The following is a 23,037-nucleotide window of genomic DNA, read 5'->3' as shown; positions in this document are numbered from 1 at the left end:
TTTGTGCGTATTGTTTGATATGTGAGCGTTTGAGTTGTTTTTATAAAACAATCTCATTTAAGGGGTTGACGATAAAGCCGGGATCAGTAGAATACGCAACCCAAGCCAATGACCAAGCGTCACGGTAGCACGGTAAGTAAATGATAGAAGAGCAATCTTCTAAACATATTTTATTAGTGCAAAGCTCTTTAACAATTTATCAAGTAATCTGTGTGGACACTCACAGGTATTGAGTTATTCGAAATTGTCTTCTGTTCTTCGGAATGTCGGCAATCAAAATATTACTCAATGAATGAGTGTTCATAGATTCGAACTTAGTTCGGATCACTTATATAAACAGTATAATTCATTGAGCCGATGTCATTTTCGAAAGGGAGTGCATCAAAAAACTTTAATTGAAGAGTTTGATCATGGCTCAGATTGAACGCTGGCGGCAGGCCTAACACATGCAAGTCGAGCGGAAACAGGAAGGTGCTTGCACCTTTGCTGTCGAGCGGCGGACGGGTGAGTAATGCCTAGGGAACTGCCCAGTCGAGGGGGATAACAGTTGGAAACGACTGCTAATACCGCATACGCCCTACGGGGGAAAGGAGGGGACCTTCGGGCCTTTCGCGATTGGATGTACCTAGGTGGGATTAGCTAGTTGGTAAGGTAATGGCTTACCAAGGCAACGATCCCTAGCTGGTCTGAGAGGATGATCAGCCACACTGGAACTGAGACACGGTCCAGACTCCTACGGGAGGCAGCAGTGGGGAATATTGCACAATGGGCGAAAGCCTGATGCAGCCATGCCGCGTGTGTGAAGAAGGCCTTCGGGTTGTAAAGCACTTTCAGCGAGGAGGAAAGGTTGTAGTTTAATAAACTATAGCTGTGACGTTACTCGCAGAAGAAGCACCGGCTAACTTCGTGCCAGCAGCCGCGGTAATACGAGGGGTGCAAGCGTTAATCGGAATTACTGGGCGTAAAGCGTACGCAGGCGGTTTGTTAAGCAAGATGTGAAAGCCCCGGGCTCAACCTGGGAATTGCATTTTGAACTGGCAAACTAGAGTCTTGTAGAGGGGGGTAGAATTTCAGGTGTAGCGGTGAAATGCGTAGAGATCTGAAGGAATACCGGTGGCGAAGGCGGCCCCCTGGACAAAGACTGACGCTCAGGTACGAAAGCGTGGGGAGCAAACAGGATTAGATACCCTGGTAGTCCACGCCGTAAACGATGTCTACTCGGAATTTGGTGTCTTGAACACTGGGTTCTCAAGCTAACGCATTAAGTAGACCGCCTGGGGAGTACGGCCGCAAGGTTAAAACTCAAATGAATTGACGGGGGCCCGCACAAGCGGTGGAGCATGTGGTTTAATTCGATGCAACGCGAAGAACCTTACCTACTCTTGACATCCACAGAACTTTCCAGAGATGGATTGGTGCCTTCGGGAACTGTGAGACAGGTGCTGCATGGCTGTCGTCAGCTCGTGTTGTGAAATGTTGGGTTAAGTCCCGCAACGAGCGCAACCCTTATCCTTATTTGCCAGCACGTAATGGTGGGAACTTTAGGGAGACTGCCGGTGATAAACCGGAGGAAGGTGGGGACGACGTCAAGTCATCATGGCCCTTACGAGTAGGGCTACACACGTGCTACAATGGTCGGTACAGAGGGTCGCAAAGCCGCGAGGTCAAGCTAATCCCACAAAGCCGGTCGTAGTCCGGATCGGAGTCTGCAACTCGACTCCGTGAAGTCGGAATCGCTAGTAATCGTAGATCAGAATGCTACGGTGAATACGTTCCCGGGCCTTGTACACACCGCCCGTCACACCATGGGAGTGGGCTGCACCAGAAGTAGATAGCTTAACCTTTCGGGGAGGGCGTTTACCACGGTGTGGTTCATGACTGGGGTGAAGTCGTAACAAGGTAGCCCTAGGGGAACCTGGGGCTGGATCACCTCCTTACCTATACGACTAACTCAATATTTGGTTTGGTAAGAAATTGCATCCGTGCATTTCTTACACACAGCACATCCGTGTGCTTGAGTGTTCACACTAATTACTTGATAGAAGAAAGAGAAATATATCGAAAGGTATTTTTGAGAATTTTGATTCTTAATCAAGGCACTTGATGAGTCTCTAGGGAGTGTGCTCTAGTACATGACTGAGAAACGAAGAAAGTAACGATGAGAAAGGATTAAAAGATCAAAAGAATGGGTCTGTAGCTCAGCTGGTTAGAGCGCACCCCTGATAAGGGTGAGGTCGGTGGTTCAAGTCCACTCTGACCCACCAAATCTTTGTTTATACTGCGTTAACTTGTTACTCGTTTAGTGAACTAAACGTCGCAACAAGTCGTCTTGTCTAAATTCGATTTGGCTTCGCCAATGTTTTCATTGGATATCTTGATTGTTTCTCAACTGCATGTAAATGGGGCTATAGCTCAGCTGGGAGAGCGCCTGCCTTGCACGCAGGAGGTCTGCGGTTCGATCCCGCATAGCTCCACCATTTACTTTTGCTTAAGGATGTTAAACATCTTTAAATATAAGTGCATGCACATGGATAGAGATGCCAAAGATAAATTAATATTTATCTTTGGCTTTTTTTAAGCCCGCTCTTTAAAAATTTGGAAAGCTGATAGTGTTAATGCGAAAGGGACTATTGTGAAAGCGACGTCGTAAGATGAAGTGATAGCAGTGGTTAATAGCATTAGCGCGAAAAATAAATAATTGAGTTCTCAAACACTTAAATCAAGTGCCGACTCATTCATTATAGATTTATTTCTTTAACGATTGAGTCATGAGTATTCTTTTGGCGAAAGTAAACACCATTAGTTGCAATGTAATTTATATGAGTTTTAAACTTATGTGGGTTGTATGGTTAAGTGACTAAGCGTATACGGTGGATGCCTTGGCAGTCAGAGGCGATGAAGGACGTAGTAACTTGCGAAAAGCGTTGGCGAGCTAGTAACAAGCATTTGAGCTAACGATGTCCGAATGGGGAAACCCACTCACATAAGTGAGTATCACATACTGAATACATAGGTATGTGAGGCAAACCCGGGGAACTGAAACATCTAAGTACCCGGAGGAAAAGAAATCAACCGAGATTCCCCTAGTAGCGGCGAGCGAACGGGGATTAGCCCTTAAGTCTATAGGGTGTTAGTGGAATGAGTTGGAAAGCTCAGCGGCACAGGGTGATAGCCCCGTACATGAAAACTAACTATAGATGAAAACGAGTAGGACGGGACACGTGACATCTTGTCTGAACATGGGGGGACCATCCTCCAAGGCTAAATACTCCTGACTGACCGATAGTGAACCAGTACCGTGAGGGAAAGGCGAAAAGAACCCCTGTGAGGGGAGTGAAATAGAACCTGAAACCGTATACGTACAAGCAGTGGGAGCGGTTCTTGAGACCGTGACTGCGTACCTTTTGTATAATGGGTCAGCGACTTACATTTTGTAGCGAGGTTAAGCGAATAGCGGAGCCGTAGGGAAACCGAGTGTTAACTGCGCGTTTAGTTGCAAGGTGTAGACCCGAAACCCGGTGATCTATCCATGGGCAGGTTGAAGGTTGAGTAACATCAACTGGAGGACCGAACCGACTTATGTTGAAAAATGAGCGGATGACTTGTGGATGGGGGTGAAAGGCCAATCAAACCGGGAGATATCTGGTTCTCCTCGAAAGCTATTTAGGTAGCGCCTCGAGCGAATACCATTGGGGGTAGAGCACTGTTAAGGCTAGGGGGTCATCCCGACTTACCAACCCTTTGCAAACTCCGAATACCAATGAGTACTACTCGGGAGACACACGGCGGGTGCTAACGTCCGTCGTGAAAAGGGAAACAACCCAGACCATCAGCTAAGGTCCCAAAGTTATTGCTAAGTGGGAAACGATGTGGGAAGGCTTAGACAGCTAGGAAGTTGGCTTAGAAGCAGCCATCTTTTAAAGAAAGCGTAATAGCTCACTAGTCGAGTCGGCCTGCGCGGAAGATTTAACGGGGCTAAGCAATACACCGAAGCTATGGGTACTAGTGCTTGCACTAGTGCGGTAGAGGAGCGTTCTGTAAGCCGTTGAAGGTGAAGGGGTAACCCACGCTGGAGGTATCAGAAGTGCGAATGCTGACATGAGTAACGATAAAGGGAGTGAAAAACTCCCTCGCCGAAAGACCAAGGTTTCCTGTCCAATGTTAATCAGGGCAGGGTAAGTCGACCCCTAAGGTGAGGCCGAAAGGCGTAATCGATGGGAAACAGGTTAATATTCCTGTACTTCTGCTAACTGCGATGGAGAGACGGAGAAGGCTAGGCTAGCGCGGCGTTGGTTGTCCGCGTTTAAGGTTGTAGGTTGTATTCTTAGGCAAATCCGGGAATACGCATTAAATTGCAAGACTGAGGACTGATGACGAGACCCTAAGGGGTTGAAGTAGTTGATGCCATGCTTCCAGGAAAATCTTCTAAGCTTCAGGTTAGTAGGAATCGTACCCCAAACCGACACAGGTGGTTGGGTAGAGAATACCAAGGCGCTTGAGAGAACTCGGCTGAAGGAACTAGGCAAAATGGTACCGTAACTTCGGGAGAAGGTACGCTGCCGGCGGTGATGGGACTTGCTCCTTAAGCTGCTGGCAGTCGCAGATACCAGGTGGCTGCAACTGTTTATCAAAAACACAGTACTGTGCAAACTCGCAAGAGGAAGTATACGGTATGACGCCTGCCCGGTGCCGGAAGGTTAATTGATTGGGTTATCTTCGGAGAAGCTCATGATCGAAGCCCCGGTAAACGGCGGCCGTAACTATAACGGTCCTAAGGTAGCGAAATTCCTTGTCGGGTAAGTTCCGACCTGCACGAATGGCGTAATGATGGCCACGCTGTCTCCAGCCGAGACTCAGTGAAGTTGAAATTGCGGTGAAGATGCCGTATACCCGCGGCTAGACGGAAAGACCCCGTGCACCTTTACTATAGCTTGGCACTGAACATTGAACCTACATGTGTAGGATAGGTGGGAGACTTTGAAGTTGGGACGCTAGTTCTGATGGAGTCAACCTTGAAATACCACCCTTGTAGTTTTGATGTTCTAACTCTGGCCCCTGAATCGGGGTTGAGGACAGTGCCTGGTGGGTAGTTTGACTGGGGCGGTCTCCTCCCAAAGAGTAACGGAGGAGCACGAAGGTTGGCTAAGTACGGTCGGACATCGTACGGTTAGTGCAATGGCATAAGCCAGCTTAACTGCGAGACATACACGTCGAGCAGGTACGAAAGTAGGTCATAGTGATCCGGTGGTTCTGTATGGAAGGGCCATCGCTCAACGGATAAAAGGTACGCCGGGGATAACAGGCTGATACCGCCCAAGAGTTCATATCGACGGCGGTGTTTGGCACCTCGATGTCGGCTCATCACATCCTGGGGCTGAAGTCGGTCCCAAGGGTATGGCTGTTCGCCATTTAAAGTGGTACGCGAGCTGGGTTCAGAACGTCGTGAGACAGTTCGGTCCCTATCTGCCGTGGGCGTTGGATGATTGAAGGAAGCTGCTCCTAGTACGAGAGGACCGGAGTGGACGAACCGCTGGTGTTCGGGTTGTTATGCCAATAGCATTGCCCGGTAGCTACGTTCGGAATCGATAACCGCTGAAAGCATCTAAGCGGGAAGCGAGTCCTAAGATGAGTCATCCCTAGGAATTTAATTCCTCTAAAGAGCCGTTCGAGACTAGGACGTTGATAGGCAGGGTGTGTAAGCGTTGTGAGGCGTTGAGCTAACCTGTACTAATGACTCGTGAGGCTTAACCATACAACCCAGATGGGTTTGTAGCGTTAATGTTGATTACTTTACAAGCACAAAAGAATACGAACTTGATTTAAGTTGGTCATAAAATGCTTCTGTATTTATGACATAGAGTACATCCGTGTACTAGACCCAATTATTTAACGCTATTTAGATGATTTCTGAATAGCCAGCTTTTCAAATTTACCAAATTAGTCTGGAAACCATAGCATTGTGGCCCCACCTGACCCCATCTCGAACTCAGAAGTGAAACACAATTGCGCCGATGGTAGTGTGGGGTCTCCCCATGTGAGAGTAGGTCATTTCCAGGCGCCTAATTAAGTAGAGAAGCCACCTGAATAAGGTGGCTTTTTTGCGTCTGGGTATTTTTTAAATATAGATCCAATTTCCTATATCGAATGTCAATGTAGGCAGGTGGCTTATCCACTTAAGCACGTACGTGCAATGGCGACTCCCGATGTCGCCGCGTCGCTGAGCGGGCTCTCCCGCTACGAAACGAAGTTTCTCCGCGTTCAATTATACCAATCAGTAATGAGTTGTGATCTAATATAGGTATCGCAAATAACCCGTATCTCCGTTTGAAAAACTATACCGCTGAAGAGATTTTAATCTTATCTAGAGCAGAAAAAGAGCCGCGTAAACGGATCCGATTACTGGCAGTAGCCTTATTCCTAGAGGGGCATAGCCGAACAGATGTCGCCGAGAGACTAAAAGTAGCCCGTGGCAGTGTTAACGCCTGGGTAGCAAAATATCTTGCGAGCGGCCCCAAAGGATTAGATGCCAAAAAGAATAAGGGCCGTGATAGCTACCTCACCTCAAGCCAAAAGCAGCAACTAAGTGCATATATAGAAGAACAAAGCATAAGTTCCTCTGGAGGCAGACTGACAGGTGACGCTATCCTAAAATATATTCAGCTACGCTTTAATGTCGACTACCACCCGAATGCGATTTACAAACTACTGGAACAGTTAAGTTTTAGCTGGATAACTAGTCGTTCTAAGCATCCAAAGCAATCACCTGAAGCCCAAATGGCTTTTAAAAAAGTTCCAACTGGAAACGATCCTTAACATCCCTGGTAGTGTGGCGCTTGAACGGGTAGATATTTGGTTTCAGGATGAGGCTCGATTTGGTCAACAAAATAGTACGACACGCTTGTGGGCGAGAAAAGGGACGCGTCCAAGAGCTGTGCGTCAGCAGCAATTTGAATATGTCCATTTCTTTGGTGCTGTTTGCCCACAAACAGGAGAGACTGAAGCGATAATTACGCCATACCTAAGTAAGGACATTATGCGTCAACATCTATCACTGATATCCCAAAGAACAAAGGCTGGTCGACATGCTGTTGTTGTGATGGATGGTGCAGGTTGGCATACCGATGATATAGCGGATGAATTTAATAATCTAAGTATCATCAAGTTACCTCCGTACTCACCAGAGCTAAACCCAATAGAACAAGTATGGAGTTGGTTACGACAACATCACCTTGCTAATCGCAGTTTCAAAGGTTACGAGGATATAGTGGATGCCTGTTCGATTGCTTGGAACTGTTTCATTAGTGATACAAAAAGAGTGGTGTCACTATGCCGAAGGGACTGGGCAATAATGACTTAATGTTAAGATGGAATGGTATAATTTCTCGTAAAGAGAGTCGATAGAGCCCGTTGCTAACGCAACGGGCTTTTTTCGTATACACGCTCCGCGAAAATATCTACTTCACATGCAGCCCAAAGCTGCTAACGCAGTATGGCGGTTAATTGCATCCATGCATTAACGGCATTTTGGCCATCCCTGGCGGTCAGGGTCTTCTTTCATATCAATCGATATAAAGATGTGATCTAATGTGGCTAGTAAATTTTAGGGATAGCTGCATATGGAAAAGCTTCAAACGACTGATTCTCGATGTCTGGCACGCCGAGAGAACAATGCACAAAAGCGGATCCGTCTTTTAGCATTAGCTCACTTCAGTGAAGGTCATAATCGCTCTGAGATAAGCAATATACTTAAGGTAAGCCGTACCAGTATAAATAAGTGGGTGAGTGATTTCTTGGAACGAGGCTTGGTTGGGCTTGAGCATAAAACATCGCTGGTCGACCTCCCGCCTTGAGTGCTGCTCAATCTAGGCAACTTTCGGTATTTATTGAAGCTCGTAGTCTCTCAGAAACAGGCGGGAGGTTATCTGCTCATGACATTAATGAATATATTTTTAAGCATTTTGGCATTCGTTATGAGCTATCAAGCATCTATAGAGTATTAAAAATGCTTGGCTTTTCATGGATAACTAGTCGCTCAAAGCACCCAAAACAATCGTTAGTAGCACAAGAAGCTTTTAAAAACTTCCGCCTGGAAACGATCCTTAACATCCCAGGCCATATCGCTTTATCTCAAGTAGATGTCTGGTTTCAGGATGAAGCTAGGATAGGTCAACAAAATACAACGACACGCTTGTGGGCCAAAAAAGGAAGTCGTCCAAGAGTTGTTCGGCAGCAACAGTTTGAATACGCCTATGTTTTCGGTGCTGTATGTCCGGCTAATGGTAATACGGAGGCACTTATCACTCCGTGGGTGGATAGCACCAACACCTGACATTTATCTCTCAAGCGACCCCTGCAGATCGTCATGCCGTCGTGATCATGGACGCTGCAGGCTGGCATAGTAATGATCTAGATAATGAGTTTGATAATCTGACGATGATCAAACTCCTCCCTACTCACCAGAACTCAACCCGATTGAACAAGTTTGGGGCTGGATGAGGCAACGCCACTTAGCCAATCGCTGTTTTGCTAATTATAAGGGTATTGTCGAGCAATGCTCACAGGTATGGAATAGCTTTATTAGTGATACCGATACGGTAAAAAATCTGTGCAATCGTCCATGGATAAATCTGACCAGATGATTATACCGATTGGTATAACTTCGTAAGTACTTTCTGTTGGTTCAAGATGCGATGAGCTTCGGGGAGGAATAGCTCAAATAATGAGAGAGACTGGCCATCCCAGTTAAAATAGGAAAGACGTGCATAGAGAAGCTCATTTTTTAATAGCTTTACAAGATCCGTATCCCATTGGCTCACGAGGTAAAATTGATATTTACTTCGTTCTATCTGTTGTTCGGTAAACAACAAGTTCTCCCCTAATGATCCCTGTTTTAGAGTCGTGAAGGTTTTTATGGTTGCCGAATGGCGGGATACTAGGCAAGAGCGAGCCCATACTAGTGGCGATAGGTCATTCATTAATAGGCTTTCACGGTAGTAGTTGTGAGGGGCAAACAGCCCTTGCTCCTGCTGGTTGATATGAAACTTGCTGCAATGCTCCTTAAAAACTCGGGTTAATGATCCTGAGTACTTTATATAAGTGGGCACAGATCCTTCGGTTGGTTGTAATTTCATAAATATTTCTCCATTATTTTGTCTTAATACCAATCAGTATAAGAAAGTGGCCACACCTTTATATCGATTGGTATAAGTTTTGTTCTGCATTTGTCATATGACTAATGCAGAACAGAGCAGTAACCAGGCTATACAGATAAGAGAAGGGGGGATCAAGGTGGCTGGCACCGCCTCCCCAGTCGTGACAGAGGTTACATTTTGCGGCGTGCTTAGCGTGTAGCCGTTTATATTTTGTAAGACCACTACTGCTCTGTCTCTCACTTCGCATGACTTAATCCTTTGGGAACATATTGGGAAGATATTATTATGATTTTTTTACTAGCCAGCCAGTGGCGATAACGCAACACAGAGTTGCCTTATTACACTTTTTAATTGAGGTATTTTGATAGGGTCATTAGATAGGCTGGGTAATTCCGCTCACCATACGAAATTAGAGTTACATCAGATCATCACTTAAAATGTCTACTAGTCGAACTTAAGAGAGCATATATGGACTGGAATCTGAATGACCTTCCCCTTTTTATCGCCGTTGCTGAACATCAGAGTATTTCAAAAGCTGCACTTGGGGCTAATATGCAAAAGTCTAGCGTTAGCCGAGCTATAACTAGACTGGAAGCTAGACTTGCTATTCGCTTGTTCGAACGAAATAGCCGTCACCTTCGGCTGACTAGTGACGGTGAATACTTGTATAAGCAGCTAAAACCTTTGCTGGAAAGAATTGAAGGCGTTGGTAATGAAGTTAGCTCTAAAGGCCTGGTTGGTGAGCTCAACCTGGCGGTCACCCTTGCTTTTTCCCGTGAGGTGATGGCCTCCAATCTGGCAAATTTTGTTGAGCGTTATCCAGATATTCGTTTGAGGGTACGTACTATGTCCCATACGCCAAACCTGTTTGAGGATAAGCTGGACCTAGCTATCCAGTTAGGTCCCTTGGCACCTTCTGGTTTTTATGCGAAGCGTTTGGCGAATATTCAACTTTGTTGGATGTGCTCCCCGGATTATCTGGGGGAGCATCCAGAGCTACTTGATGTCGATTGGGAAGAATTACAGAGACATGTCCGCTATTATCATGATCAGGAAAATTACCCATCGAGTTTCTGTTTAATCAGTGCAGGAGGCATTGAATATCCAGTGGTCTTTCCTATGGCTAGTGAGCTTGAGGATGTGCTTATGGTGCGCGATACGGTAGTCAATGGTGCTGGAGTTTCATTGCTACCGGATATTTACTGTCGGCGTTTGCTTGCTGAAAAACGGCTTGTCAGGATAGCAGCTGAACTCAAAGTCACTCCTGAAGTGGATATCTATGCTGTCTACCCCAGCAAAGCTTCTCTTTCTCCCAGATTAAAGGCTATGTTGTCTTTTATGGATGAAATTACCCAAAAATACCTGACAGAGTAAAATGATGGGTATGTAAGTAGCAGCTGGAGTTTATCCAGCCACTTAATACGTCTAATAGCAATCGGGTTAATCCATCGAGAGCTCTTTGAGCTTTCTAGTGAGTGTGTTGCGTCCCCAGCCTAGGCGCTTGGCGGCTTCTTGTTTATGACCGTTGGTGTGAGCTAACGCCGTTTCCAGTAAAATTCGTTCGAATGCGGGTTGGACTTCGGTGAGAAGATTGCTCTCACCTGCGCCGAGCCGCTCATCAATCCAAAGCTTCAATGACTCTTGCCAATTTGATGGGTCTTCGGATGATTGACTCCTAGCTTGGCTCTGCTCTTTGAGTAGTTCCGGTGGAAGATCTTGAGGTAATATCTCTTGTCCCGATGCCATAACCATGAGCCAACGACAAGTATTTTCAAGTTGACGCACATTACCCGGCCAAGGTAGCTCTGAGAGTTTTTCGGCTGTCTCTGAGGTCAATACTTTAGGTTCAACGGCTATCTCTTTAGCGGCCGATGAAAGAAAATGCCTAGCGAGTTGTGGTATGTCCTCTCTTCGTTGCGATAGCGGGGGAAGGTGTACCTTAATGACATTGAGTCTATGATAAAGATCTTCTCTGAAGCCTCCCTTTTGCACTAATAGTTCCAAATCTTGATGGGTAGCGGCTATTATTCTCACATCGACTTGTACCGGGGAGTGACCGCCGACACGATAAAACTGGCCATCTGCTAACACTCTGAGTAATCGAGTTTGTACGTCTAGAGGCATATCACCAATTTCATCGAGAAAGAGTGTACCGCCATTAGATTGCTCGAATCGACCCTGCCTCACACCCGCCGCACCGGTAAATGCACCTTTTTCATGGCCAAAGAGCTCTGATTCAATGAGATCTTTGGGTATGGCCGCCATATTTATAGCGATAAAGGGTTTATCTTTTCGCGGGCTATGCTTGTGCAGAGCGCTGGCGACTAGTTCTTTACCTGTACCTGACTGCCCATTGATGAGTACGCTAATAGAAGATCGTGATAAGCGACCAATAGCACGAAAGACTTCCTGCATAGCTGGTGCTTCCCCAATAATTTCAGGGGCTTTAACTTGTATCTCTTCAACTGTATTTGTAGCTTGGTCTGTGGAGTGAGTTAACGCTCGTTCGACGAGTGCTATGGCCTCATCGATATCGAATGGTTTAGGTAAATATTCGAAAGCCCCTGCCTGATATGCACTCACCGCGCTATCTAGGTCTGAATGAGCGGTCATTATGATGACTGGAATATTAGGGTAATGAGTTTGAAGTCTCTCTAATAGAGTGAGTCCATCCGTACCAGGCATGCGTATATCTGAAATAATCACCTTAGGTTGTGACAGTTCCAGCGCTTCCCATAGAGACTCTGCAGCTGCAAAGCTTGCTGAGGAGATCTTCGCACTTTTTAATGCTCTTTCTACGACCCAACGAATCGAACTGTCGTCATCGAGTACCCAAACTTGCTCCGTCATGCTGCCTCTCCCGTGATGATATTCAAACTTTTATTAGTGTCGTGCTTGTTTTCGTTTTTTACCACGTCATTTATTTAGTTTTTATTGGCAGTAAAATTGTAAAATCGGTTTCTCCAGGTTTCGACTGGCAATCTATTCTTCCGCCATGTAACCGGGCAAAGTTATGGGCTATGGACAAACCTAAACCAGATCCCTGATCCCTACCAGTCACCATAGGGTAAAATAAAGTATCCATGAGTTCAGGTTTTATACCCGGACCATTGTCGATAACAGACAAGCCAATCACGATTTTATGCCTGAGAGTACCAATAGTGACTTGGTGTTGGGTGCGTGTCCTTATGGTTATATTACCGCCTACTCCTTCTAACGCCTGAACTGCATTTTGAACAATATTGAGCACAGCTTGCTGTAACTGCTCCGGATCCATATCTATGTCCGGTATCGAAGGATCGTAGTCTTGTTGGAATTGGATGTTTTCCGGCAGTGCCATGGTGACAAGTTTAAGCACTTTTTGGATTACTTCATGAATATTTTGTTGTGTATGTTGGGTGGGTTTCTGCGGACCTAGCAATCGATCGACCAGATTTCTTAATCTATCAGCTTGTTCGATGATCATATCGGTGAATTCATTTAATTCGGGATCATGTAACTCGCGAGAAAGTAGTTGGGCTGCTCCTCTAAGTCCACCTAATGGATTTTTTATTTCGTGTGCCAAATTACGTACTAGATACTGTGCGGCTTGCTGTTGTGCATCTAGAGTCAATTGCTGATGAATTCGGCGTTGCTGATCTACCTGTCTTAACTCGAGCAGGCCTAAACCTTGCTCATGCTCTAGCGGGGTCAAGGTAATATCTACAGTATGATGTTGATTATCCAGTGTCACTAAAGGTGCGGTGTTGACGGTTAACCCTTGATTATCCCTGATTGCACTGCTGAGTAAGTGTGTACTTACGCCTAAGACTTGAAAGTTATCAGCTAGAGAATGCTCAGTTAAACGATGACTGCTGACGCCCAGTAGCTGCTCTGCGGCCGCATTGGAATAGCATAGCCTGAGATCTACATCTATGACCATGACTGCAGTAATAAGGTTATTGAACAGGTGTTTCAGATCCATTAGGGCTCCCAGCAAATTGATGCACCATCACAGTGCACCATTTTGGTGCGCTGTGCAATACCCTTCACTGAGTGGTTTATATATCCATATAGGCTAACTATCTAAAATAAACGCCTTTTTTAGTTTCCACCATTGAAAGGTGTCGGAGTTGCTTGGCGAGTTACAATAGCCCTGTGAAGGAATATCTTTCTTGGAGGTGTTGATGCAAGTTGTTTGCCGTTTTGAGCAACAGCCTTGATCACAAAATTATGTTCGCCTCTGTCGATATCTTTAAGGCTAAATATTGGACTAGTTTGTGGAGTACCAACAACGGCTCCATCCATCAGAAGTACCAATACGTGTTTAGCCTCCAAATCCGGGGAAATCCTGGCCATAATGGTGAGCTTGCCTTCGTTATTCCGAATGGTCTCTTCCTCGGCTGGGGAGGTGATACTCAAATTATATTCAGTCAATGACTTCTGATCGTCATTGCTAGGCGGAGCCTTAGGCGTATTTAACTGTATCTGGTTTTGAGTATTACTCTTGAACTCGACAGCTTCAGAGTTTTCAATGGGTTTATCCGAATAATGTATCTTCCCATCTTTATCGACCCACTTATAAACTGTGGCTTGGGCTGCTATGGTGAAAAAAAGCAGGGGAATAGCAAAGTAGAGGCGCATAAAAGTTCCTTTGTTACATATTTGTATGCTTTTCAAGGTTAGCTTTTTTTCAGTAAAAAATCATGAGTAAATGTTCTAAGCGATAAAAATTAATCGCTAGTGTGCATTTCAGCTAAGTTTTTACCGTATCGCTTACCATTAATGCGCTCGACGATCTGTGTCGCATTGAGGTCATGGATCACGTTGATTAAGGTCGCCGGACCATCGGTTACTGCGCCGATTATCACTAAAATGGGAATGACTTCGATAGGTAAACCAAGTGTTGTGACAATAAAAATCTCACCTAAGAAGGCGCCACCGGGTACGCCACCTATGACAAAGGCAGATAGAACTGAAATCAAAATCGTAATGGCAAATACATCTGGGGTGAACTCTAAGCCAAGCAGTGAATAAATGAAGACAATCTTAAGTGCGGTCGTCATCGACGCTCCACCCTTATTTAAATTGACCAGTAGCGGCAAACAGATATCGGCTATTTCCTCTCTGATCCCCATCTTACCTGCAGCACGGATATTGACCGGGAGACTGGCCAGAGAAGAGCTGGTGCCCAAAGCGGTTACCGAAGGTTCGATAGCATGTTTCCAGAACTGACTAACCCCCTTGAGGCCACCACCAAGCCAGGCATAAAAAGTTGAACCTAAGGTGAAATAAGCGATAGCAGCGATAAAAAATAGGCCGATAGCGCGAGCAAAGGTGCTGAGTAAATGGGTATCCTGACTTGCCATCGTCGAGGCAAAGTAGGCGCCTAAGCCGACGGGGGCTGCTACCATAAGAATTGAAACTATCTTCATGATGACAGTATTAAGGCTGTCGAGCATACGAGAGACTTTCACTCCATCTTCACCCGATTGACCAATAGCAATGCCTGAAATCACCGACATAATGATGAGGGCTAAAATGTTGGATTTTGATAATAAGCCTACAAAATCATTAGTGGTAAGCAATCCAACAAAATCCATGCTGCCTGAGCCTGTTTCGACGCTCTGATGAAGATCCAATATGACGCCTTGAGCCGGATCATAAGCCAGTGCTAGCCCTACAATGGATAGAGCTGGAATAATTGCCATTACAATCGATACTAGCAATATGGTGACCAAGATAGTGCCGAGTTTTTTTAAATCAGTCATGCGTGCAATAGAAGAGGTCACGCTGATGGCGACGAGTGGCACAATTATCATAAATAGCAGGTTAAGGAAAATTTGCCCTATAGGTCTGAGTTTAAGGGCAAAATCGGGGGCTAAGACCCCTACACAACCACCGATAAGCAGCGCTGAAAGCAAAATGATGGAGGAGCGATAGGGTTCAATTTTTTGCCACATACATAGGTCCATTAATTTTATGTTAGATCATAGAAGCACCATGACCCAGAGAGTCAAAGCTATATAAGCCGTATCTGAGTGTCAACTCATCTAATGAGTGAATGCAGTAAGAAAACAGGCCTGTAAATTACAGGCCTGTTTTCTTACTCAGTATCAGCTTACTACTAACGTCCTCTCCTGCCTTCCCTAGCCATGCCGTGTTGGCGGGCATTGCGAGAACGATTTAGTCCCTCTCGATCTAAATGGCGAGTATTTATCTCACGATTCATATTATTGGGCCTGGTTGGCATAGTCGTAGGCATGTTGATGTCCCGATTACTTAATCCATTATCGATTTTCTGGCGTGTCTCAGGTGTGGGAGTCCAACTGCCTCTGTCACGGCTCTGCCATTGTCCCTTGTTATCTCGAGCCAGATTGCCATTCTTGTCAGCAAAGACATCGTTGGCACGATTGGTATTATGAGTCGCTTGCTTAAACCTATTATTGAGCTTAACTGAATCAGCATTACGCTTACGATTCTCTGGGCGATTATAGAGGTTGTTATTACCCACACGGTTGGCTGAGATATTGTTATTCTTAACTAGCTTATTGGAGATATTGTTATTCTTAACTAGCTTATTGGAGATATTGGTTCGGTTACCTATGCTGACGCTATTGCCAATATTGATGTCGCCTGTATTAATAACCACTGGTCGGCGATTGCCGCCACCGTAATAACCGCCACAGCAGCGACCTGGATAATAGTGGTTACCCCAACCTGCATTCCAGCCTACACCTACGCTAAAGAAACCATTGCTCCAACTGACGCCGACATTCCATCCTGTCCATGGGTTGTAGCCAACGTGAAGCCCCCAGGTCGGTGGACGAGGATAATAGTATCGACCCCAATAAGGTGGGTAATACCAGCCAGTACCGTAAACTGGCACACCGTAATAGGGATAGGACCACATATAGCCAGGGGTGTACCCTACGTAAACGACTTCTGGTGTGGAATCATATATTTCTACATAAGTGGTGTTATAGACTGGTGAGCTGGGAGGGATCTTAGCTAATTCTTCTGTGGGAACCTTGTCTGCCACTTTCCAGGGACCTTTCGCCGAGCTAGCTGTGAACCAAACTCCGTTGTCGACTGCGTAATATTGGCCGTTAATATTTAGTACCTGACTACCTGTGTTTACAGCGTAAGCGACTTGGGTACCGGGAATTGATTCGAATTTAGGCTCGCCATCATATTCAACATTAAGTTTTGCTTCGCTACGTTTAATGGCCGCAGTTTGTGGGATCTGTGCATCGAGCATTGCCTGGTTGGCTTCTGATGTGCCTGCAACGGAGACTCTCAAGCCGCCGATATCTGATTCTGGTGGAATGTCATTAAAACTCGCTGGGAGTTTATCGCCACGGACAAATGTCCAGGGACCAGCCTCTTTCTTGGCTTTAAACCAGCGTCCGGAGAGGAGTAAGTACATGTCGCCAGTGGCAGTCTCTCTTATCCATGCCGTCTCAGTATTACTCACATAGAGTAATTTGCCCTGAGTTAGGCTCTTCCACTCAGGTTTACCGTCGGTTGCCACGAGTTCGCTGGGTTTATCGACAGCTATCACAGCCGGAGCGCCGCTGACATTAGAGTTTACCTGATCGGATGTCGGTATCATCTTCACCAAATCTTCAGGTGGGTACTCTGTTACTTGCCATGGTCCCATTGGGTTGTCTGCGACATACCAGAATGTACCGCTACTGAGGTAAACTTTCTTAGTCTTAGTACTGCGAGCTACAGCGAAAGGGGTATTTAACGCGCGTTCATAGGGACTATTTTCTATTTCCCTAAATTGAGGGCGACCATCATAGGATAGTAGAACACTGAGTTGCTGACGGAAAAGAATATTGGGAGCATCATTTTTGATGGCTTGCAGGCTTTTCTTTTCCTGTTTGGCATTGGCAAGACTGGCAGAGAGGCGCTCCATAGATATTTCGAAGCTACTTGTTGCCAGTGCTTTTTCTACTACTTGGGTAAACCTTTGTTCATCAGTGTCCGTCGAATCAGGCCATTTGACTCGAGTGACTCTTACGTCCCGGACTGTAGCACTGTCATTATCGGTATCGATACGGGCACTAAACCAAAAAGCACCAAATATGGGCTCTTCTTTATTGATTAGTTCGAGTGACATTGCCGCTCGACCCTGGAGGATGTTACCGGAAAATGATTCGGGTTGAGGTTGATAGACAACCACAGTGCCTTCTTCGGCTGTTACCTCCTGAGGCCATTTTATGGTGTTGGCATTGGCATTGAATGTCCCCATTAACAGGAGAATAAGGGTGGTGAATATAGCAGGTAAACGAGCTGATTTTTTTGCAGACATGACTGTCCCTTCTATCTGATCCTGATCACAAGCTAACATAGTTGCTCAATTTAACCGCGATTTTAATTGTTTCTAGGTCATTTAATATTTTTTATGAACCGATAAGTCGAGAAACTGAAGGGGGAAAGGATAAGAAAAAGCCCTAAACAATGTTTAGGGCTTTAAAATAGTGGCTGATTAACTTACGGCCACGGACACAGCATTGAGATTACAAGCTGTAATAAAGCTCGAATTCAACTGGGTGAGTTGTCTGATTAACACGCTCAACATCTTCAGACTTAAGCGTGATATATGAGTCGATGAAATCGTTGCTGAATACGTCGCCGCGAGTTAGGAATTCACGATCCGTATCTAGACACTCGAGTGCATTCTCAAGTGAAGTTGCTACTGTTGGGATTTCAGCCGCTTCTTCTGGCGGAAGATCATAAAGATCTTTGTCCATGGCTTCACCTGGGTGGATCTTGTTTTGAATTCCGTCAAGGCCTGCCATAAGCATTGCAGAGAATGCCAAATATGGGTTAGCCATAGGGTCACCGAATCTTAGTTCGATACGACGTCCCTTAGGGCTTGGAACCAAAGGTATACGGATCGAAGCTGAGCGGTTAGCCGCAGAGTATGCCAGCATTACAGGGGCTTCGAAGTGTGGGATGAGACGCTTGTACGAGTTTGTGGCTGGGTTAGCAAAAGCGTTAATCGCACGAGCATGCTTGATGATACCACCGATATAGTAGATGGCCATTTCACTCAATCCACCGTACTTGTCACCGGCGAATAGGTTTACACCATCTTTGGCTAGAGACTGGTGAACGTGCATGCCGCTACCATTGTCACCAACGATTGGTTTAGGCATAAAGGTAGCTGTCTTACCATAAGCGTGAGCCACGTTATGTACGACATACTTAAGTACCTGAACTTCATCGGCCTTGAGTGTTAGCGTGTTGAAGCGAGTTGCGATCTCGTTTTGACCGGCAGTTGCTACTTCGTGGTGATGTGCTTCAACGACCTGTCCCATCTCTTCGAGAACCAGACACATGGCTGAGCGTATGTCTTGTGAAGAGTCGACCGGTGCTACAGGGAAGTAACCGCCTTTAACGCTTGGACGGTGACCCGTGTTACCACCTTCATAGCTAGTTCCTGAGTTCCAGGCAGCTTCTTCGGCATCGACCTTGTAGAAACAACCTGACATGTCGGCGCCGTATTTAACGTCATCAAACAGGAAGAACTCAGGCTCAGGACCGATCAATACTGTGTCTGCTATGCCGGTAGAAAGCAGGTACTCTTCGGCTTTCTTAGCGATAGAGCGTGGATCACGGTTATAACCTGTCATAGTGCCAGGGTTAAGGATGTCACAACGAATGTTGGCAGTAGTCTCGGCTGTGAAAGGATCTAATACGAAGCTTTCAGGATCAGGCATTAATACCATGTCTGATTCGTTGATGCCCTTCCAGCCTGAGATAGATGAGCCATCGAACATCTTGCCGTCTTCAAAAAAGTCTGCATCGACCTGATGCGAAGGGATTGAAACGTGCTGTTCTTTACCACGGGTATCGGTAAAGCGTAGATCAACAAACTTAACTTCTAATTCTTCGAGTTGTTGTAAAACTGATTCAGCTGACATTCTAAGTCTCCGAGTAGGGTAAAGGCTAAGCCTTATTTATTTCTAAACATCTATTTAGCGCTATTTATGCGATTCTGACTTTTAATAAGCGAGACTCGTGCCAAAAGCGTAAGGTTATGATTTTTAAGAAAACAGAAACAACAGGCCGCACGTAGATATGAACATTTGCACTGTAATGGTGCGCTAAGCGATCGATCTTGGTGCGAACACCATGATGGTGCGAAGGCGGTCAAAACATACTATTCATAGCTGACTAAAAAATAATCCTGTGCGAGAGCCCTCGGCTAGAGTAGAATGACACGTTTTTTATTGCAACAGCTATTATTAAGGCTGTTTCAAATATCCCACAATATATAGATGGTAAGAGGTTTATCAGTGTTAGAGAATTTACGTAACATCGCCATTATTGCACACGTTGACCATGGTAAAACTACCCTGGTAGACAAGTTGCTGGCGCAGTCTGGAACCCTTGAGACCCGAGGAGAAGCCACTGAGCGGGTGATGGATTCAAACGATCTTGAAAAGGAACGTGGAATCACGATTCTTGCAAAGAACACTGCCATCAAGTGGAATGATTACCGTATCAACATCGTGGATACTCCTGGTCACGCCGATTTCGGTGGTGAAGTTGAGCGCGTTCTTTCTATGGTTGATTCAGTATTGCTTCTTGTTGATGCAGTCGACGGTCCAATGCCGCAGACTCGCTTCGTAACTAAGAAAGCTTTCGCCCTAGGCCTTAAGCCTATTGTTGTTATCAACAAGATTGACCGTCCTGGCGCGCGTCCTGATTGGGTTATTGATCAAGTTTTCGATCTGTTCGACAACTTAGGTGCTACCGATGAGCAGTTGGATTTCCCAATCGTCTATGCTTCAGCATTGAATGGTTTCGCCGGTTTAGACCCTGAAATCACTGAAGGCGACATGACGCCACTGTTCGAGACTATCGTCGAGAAAGTTTCTTCACCTGATGCTGATGCTGAAGGTGATTTCCAAATGCAGATCTCACAAATCGATTACAACTCATACGTGGGTGTTATCGGTATTGGACGTATCAAGCGTGGTAGCGTTAAGACTAACCAGCAGGTCACTATTATTGGTGCTGATGGTAAGAAGCGTAACGGTAAAATGGGCCAAGTATTAGGTTACATGGGTCTGGATCGTCACGAAGTTGATATTGCAAACGCAGGCGATATTGTTGCTATTACTGGTCTTGGTCAGCTGTTAATTTCTGACACTATCTGTGCAACAACTAACGTTGAGGCGTTACCGCCGCTATCTGTTGATGAGCCAACGCTAACTATGACCTTCCAGGTCAACACCTCTCCATTCGCTGGTAAAGAAGGTAAATACGTAACTTCACGTAACATCCTTGAGCGTCTGCAGCAGGAATTAGTTCACAACGTTGCATTGCGTGTTGAAGAGACTGAAAGCCCGGATCGTTTCCGTGTTTCAGGTCGTGGTGAACTTCACCTGTCAATTCTGATCGAAAACATGCGTCGTGAAGGTTACGAGCTAGCAGTTTCTCGTCCAGAGGTTATTGTTAAAGAGATCGATGGCGAGATGTGTGAGCCGTTCGAAAACTTGACTGTTGACGTTGAAGAAGAGCATCAAGGTAGCGTTATCGAGAAGCTTGGTATCCGTAAGGGTGACATGAAAGACATGCAAATGGATGGTAAGGGTCGTGTACGTATCGATTTCATTATCCCAAGCCGTGGCTTGATTGGTTTCCAAACTGATTTCATGACAGCTACTTCAGGTTCTGGTCTTATTTACCATTCATTCGACCATTACGGTCCAGTGAAAGGCGGCGATATTGGTCAACGTGCTCGTGGCGTATTGATCTCTAACGCAACTGGTAAAGCACTGACATTCGCATTGTTTAACCTTCAAGCTCGTGGTCGTCTGTTTATTACTCACGCTGCAGAAGTTTATGAAGGTCAAGTTGTTGGTCTTCACGCTCGTGCAAATGACTTAACAGTTAACTGTTTGAAAGGTAAGCAGCTAACTAACATGCGTGCATCGGGTACCGATGAAGCACAAGTACTGACTCCACATATTGACATGACACTTGAGCAAGCGCTTGAGTTCATCGATGATGATGAGCTAGTAGAAGTCACGCCGCTGAACATTCGTGTTCGTAAGCGTTACTTGAGTGAGAACGAGCGTAAGCGTCACAACCGTAAGTAATCTCTTCGAGTTGGTTACGTTAATCGAAACGTAAGGTTTCGAATTTCGTAAGAAAAGCCCTGAACATGCAAATGTTCAGGGCTTTTTTATGTCGGGAACATTATGCCAGTACCCAGGGATGGACAAGTACTGGTATTTGTATAGGGCCATCAATGATCCATTCGGTAACCGTTCCATGCGTTACTCTAGCTCCTAAATCCATTTAGTCGTCATTTATTGGCATTCGCACCGTTTGACCCATAGGGATATGGGATATGGGAAATGTCTAAATGGTATAGGGAATATCATAGATCATGGCGGTTAGATGTACTTATCTCCGGAGTACAGGATGTACTAGGAGGGGGATTGTGTTGGCCTCAAATTAGGCCAAGCGGAATTGGATTGGCTTCATTATGTCTAGGTTACAGTGAAGGTTCGACCTTCAAACCCATTCCCCAATACCAACTAAGCCAGATGTACAAACATAGAAAATGAAATCAGCCTTCATTCGAAGGCCAATGAATCAATGTCCAATAGACTTCAAATGCTGTATCAAGTAGATACGATCAGCATCCAAAGTTTGGCTGTGCCAAAACCCGCCAACATAGGCGCCTAGTGGGATAAGGAACATAATGAGTAACAGCATTATGGTTAATCCTCTTGCGGATAGCTTAATCCCATTGCGTGTACTGAAGTGTAGAGCCTCTTTCTTGGGGCAGGCCGATATGCAGCGCATGCATGCCTGGCATTCATCTGAGCGAATGTGCTTCAGTGTGTGGACTGAGATATTCGCGGGACAGGCACGTGTACATTTGTCACAGTTCATTCCCTTTGACTCGATCAGGCAGTGCTGTGTACTCCTTCTTATTTTAAATGGGCTTAGAAAGCTGATTAAACCTAATAGGGCGCCATAAGGGCAGATGTATCGGCAGAAGCCCTGACGTCGCCATGTAGCGAGCCCTAAGATGACGCTGAAGCAGATTAAAGTCACTAAGCCAGGGGTGATGAAGAATAGACCCATCTTGAGGTCGGCTATCTTGTGATAGTTGCCGCTGAGGTAATGAGGTATCGACTGGCTTGGCATGCCAACAATAATGTAAATCAGTGCGGCCAACAGTAGATATTTGAGCATACGAAGGGGCCAGTCTAACCAGGCGGGAGGTAGCATCTCATCCTTAATGAAACGTTTTCTCAGTTTATACAGGTATTCTCCCGCGAGTCCCAAGGGACAGGCCCAGCCGCAGAAGGCACGCTTGCATAGCAGTCCGGTCAGCAAGACCACGGCTAACATCACGGCTGCTGCTGGATGAGTCTGATCCCATAGGCCTAGAGTCAGAATAGCCTTGAGCTCTATGCCTCCGGCAATGGGTAGAAATGCATCGCCGACATCAGGCCTCATTAGCCAAGGCGTGATCCCAGCTTTCAATAATGCAGTGTTTATCGCAAATTGAACCCCGACTAACAGCATAGACAGTGCCAGTAGATGTTGAGTTGAATCTCGCAGGGTATTTATCCTCTGCTCACCTCTGGCAAGCTCAGGTTTAAATTTAGTTAGCAAGAAGATAGATGATGCGGCGATAGCACTCGCGAGCATCAATGGCCAATACAGAGAGCTTATACAGGCACCAATAGCCAGAATGATAGTGGCAAATGCTCCCGATTTCTTCCCACTCCAATAAAGTAGGCTTGCGCTATAGGCGAGGGCGAGCATTAAGGTTAATGATTCAATAAAGGTCATAAGGTCTCTGATATGAGTGACAATTTGTATCAATCAGAGGCTTAAGGTGGAGGTAAGTTCTTCA

General features: G+C 45.7%; 12 protein-coding genes, 2 tRNA genes, 3 rRNA genes and 1 pseudogene. 9 read left to right on the top strand and 9 right to left on the bottom strand.

The genetic code is table 11. The features are described 5' to 3' along the window. Window positions 1–392 precede the first annotated feature (392 nt). The 7 genes and pseudogenes from sps_RS16640 (at window position 393) to sps_RS16610 (ending at window position 8,639) form a co-directional block, all read left to right on the top strand. Window positions 393–1,937, top strand: a 16S ribosomal RNA gene (locus sps_RS16640). A gap of 250 nt (window positions 1,938–2,187) precedes the next feature. Then, window positions 2,188–2,264: transfer RNA gene (locus tag sps_RS16635), tRNA-Ile, on the top strand. A 137-nt stretch (window positions 2,265–2,401) separates the two neighbouring features. After that, a tRNA-Ala gene (locus sps_RS16630) sits at window positions 2,402–2,477 on the top strand. A gap of 370 nt (window positions 2,478–2,847) precedes the next feature. Then, window positions 2,848–5,752 (top strand): 23S ribosomal RNA (locus sps_RS16625). A 189-nt stretch (window positions 5,753–5,941) separates the two neighbouring features. After that, window positions 5,942–6,057: ribosomal RNA gene (rrf, locus tag sps_RS16620) — 5S ribosomal RNA — on the top strand. The 16S, 23S and 5S rRNA genes sit together here with 2 tRNA genes alongside, the layout of an rRNA operon. Window positions 6,058–6,324: 267 nt before the next feature. Further along, window positions 6,325–7,357, top strand: a protein-coding gene (locus tag sps_RS16615) for an IS630 family transposase (protein WP_169915688.1) whose coding sequence is annotated in 2 segments (ribosomal slippage) — window positions 6,325–6,791 and window positions 6,790–7,357 — 1,035 coding nt in all. Because the reading frame shifts where the segments join, the coding sequence is not laid out codon by codon here. A 259-nt stretch (window positions 7,358–7,616) separates the two neighbouring features. After that, window positions 7,617–8,639: pseudogene (locus tag sps_RS16610) on the top strand (IS630 family transposase). On the opposite strand, the gene sps_RS16605 reads toward sps_RS16610, so the two are convergent. Then, the gene (locus sps_RS16605; protein WP_077753543.1) at window positions 8,640–9,131 is read right to left on the bottom strand and encodes a chorismate--pyruvate lyase family protein; all 492 of its coding nucleotides are present in this window, start codon (window positions 9,129–9,131) and stop codon (window positions 8,640–8,642) included. Between the two features lie 58 nt (window positions 9,132–9,189). Further along, on the bottom strand, window positions 9,190–9,399 hold the full coding sequence (locus sps_RS28220; protein WP_149027294.1) for a hypothetical protein: 210 nt from the start codon (window positions 9,397–9,399) through the stop codon (window positions 9,190–9,192). 221 nt (window positions 9,400–9,620) lie between these two features. On the opposite strand from sps_RS28220, the gene sps_RS16600 reads away from it, so the two are divergent. Continuing rightward, a complete protein-coding gene (locus sps_RS16600) occupies window positions 9,621–10,526 on the top strand; it encodes a LysR family transcriptional regulator (RefSeq protein ID WP_077753542.1) in 906 nt (301 codons plus the stop codon). A gap of 66 nt (window positions 10,527–10,592) precedes the next feature. On the opposite strand, the gene glnG is transcribed toward sps_RS16600, so the two are convergent. The 6 genes from glnG to glnA form a co-directional block, all read right to left on the bottom strand. Continuing rightward, window positions 10,593–12,002, bottom strand: a complete 1,410-nt coding sequence (gene glnG, locus sps_RS16595; RefSeq protein ID WP_077753541.1) for a nitrogen regulation protein NR(I) — start codon at window positions 12,000–12,002, stop codon at window positions 10,593–10,595. Window positions 12,003–12,072: 70 nt separating this feature from the next. Further along, entirely contained in the window at window positions 12,073–13,116 is a 1,044-nt protein-coding gene (gene glnL, locus sps_RS16590) for a nitrogen regulation protein NR(II) (protein ID WP_077753540.1), read from the bottom strand. Window positions 13,117–13,235: 119 nt separating this feature from the next. Beyond that, entirely contained in the window at window positions 13,236–13,775 is a 540-nt protein-coding gene (locus tag sps_RS16585) for a DUF4124 domain-containing protein (protein ID WP_077753539.1), read from the bottom strand. Between the two features lie 89 nt (window positions 13,776–13,864). After that, window positions 13,865–15,094, bottom strand: a complete 1,230-nt coding sequence (locus sps_RS16580; protein WP_077753538.1) for a dicarboxylate/amino acid:cation symporter — start codon at window positions 15,092–15,094, stop codon at window positions 13,865–13,867. A gap of 164 nt (window positions 15,095–15,258) precedes the next feature. Beyond that, window positions 15,259–17,451, bottom strand: a complete 2,193-nt coding sequence (locus sps_RS16575) for a carbohydrate-binding family V/XII (protein ID WP_237157859.1) — start codon at window positions 17,449–17,451, stop codon at window positions 15,259–15,261. 208 nt (window positions 17,452–17,659) lie between these two features. Further along, entirely contained in the window at window positions 17,660–19,069 is a 1,410-nt protein-coding gene (glnA, locus tag sps_RS16570) for a glutamate--ammonia ligase (RefSeq protein ID WP_077753536.1), read from the bottom strand. A gap of 357 nt (window positions 19,070–19,426) precedes the next feature. Between glnA and typA the strand changes: the two genes are divergently transcribed. Beyond that, entirely contained in the window at window positions 19,427–21,256 is a 1,830-nt protein-coding gene (gene typA / locus sps_RS16565) for a translational GTPase TypA (RefSeq protein WP_077753535.1), read from the top strand. Between the two features lie 502 nt (window positions 21,257–21,758). On the opposite strand, the gene sps_RS16560 is transcribed toward typA, so the two are convergent. After that, entirely contained in the window at window positions 21,759–22,973 is a 1,215-nt protein-coding gene (locus sps_RS16560; protein ID WP_077753534.1) for a 4Fe-4S binding protein, read from the bottom strand. Between the last annotated feature and the right edge of the window lie 64 nt (window positions 22,974–23,037).

The organism is Shewanella psychrophila, from assembly GCF_002005305.1.
GTDB classification, from domain to species: Bacteria; Pseudomonadota; Gammaproteobacteria; order Enterobacterales; family Shewanellaceae; genus Shewanella; species Shewanella psychrophila.
The sequence above is the reverse complement of the archived record's forward strand: the minus strand, read 5'-3'. Positions and strand labels throughout refer to the sequence as shown.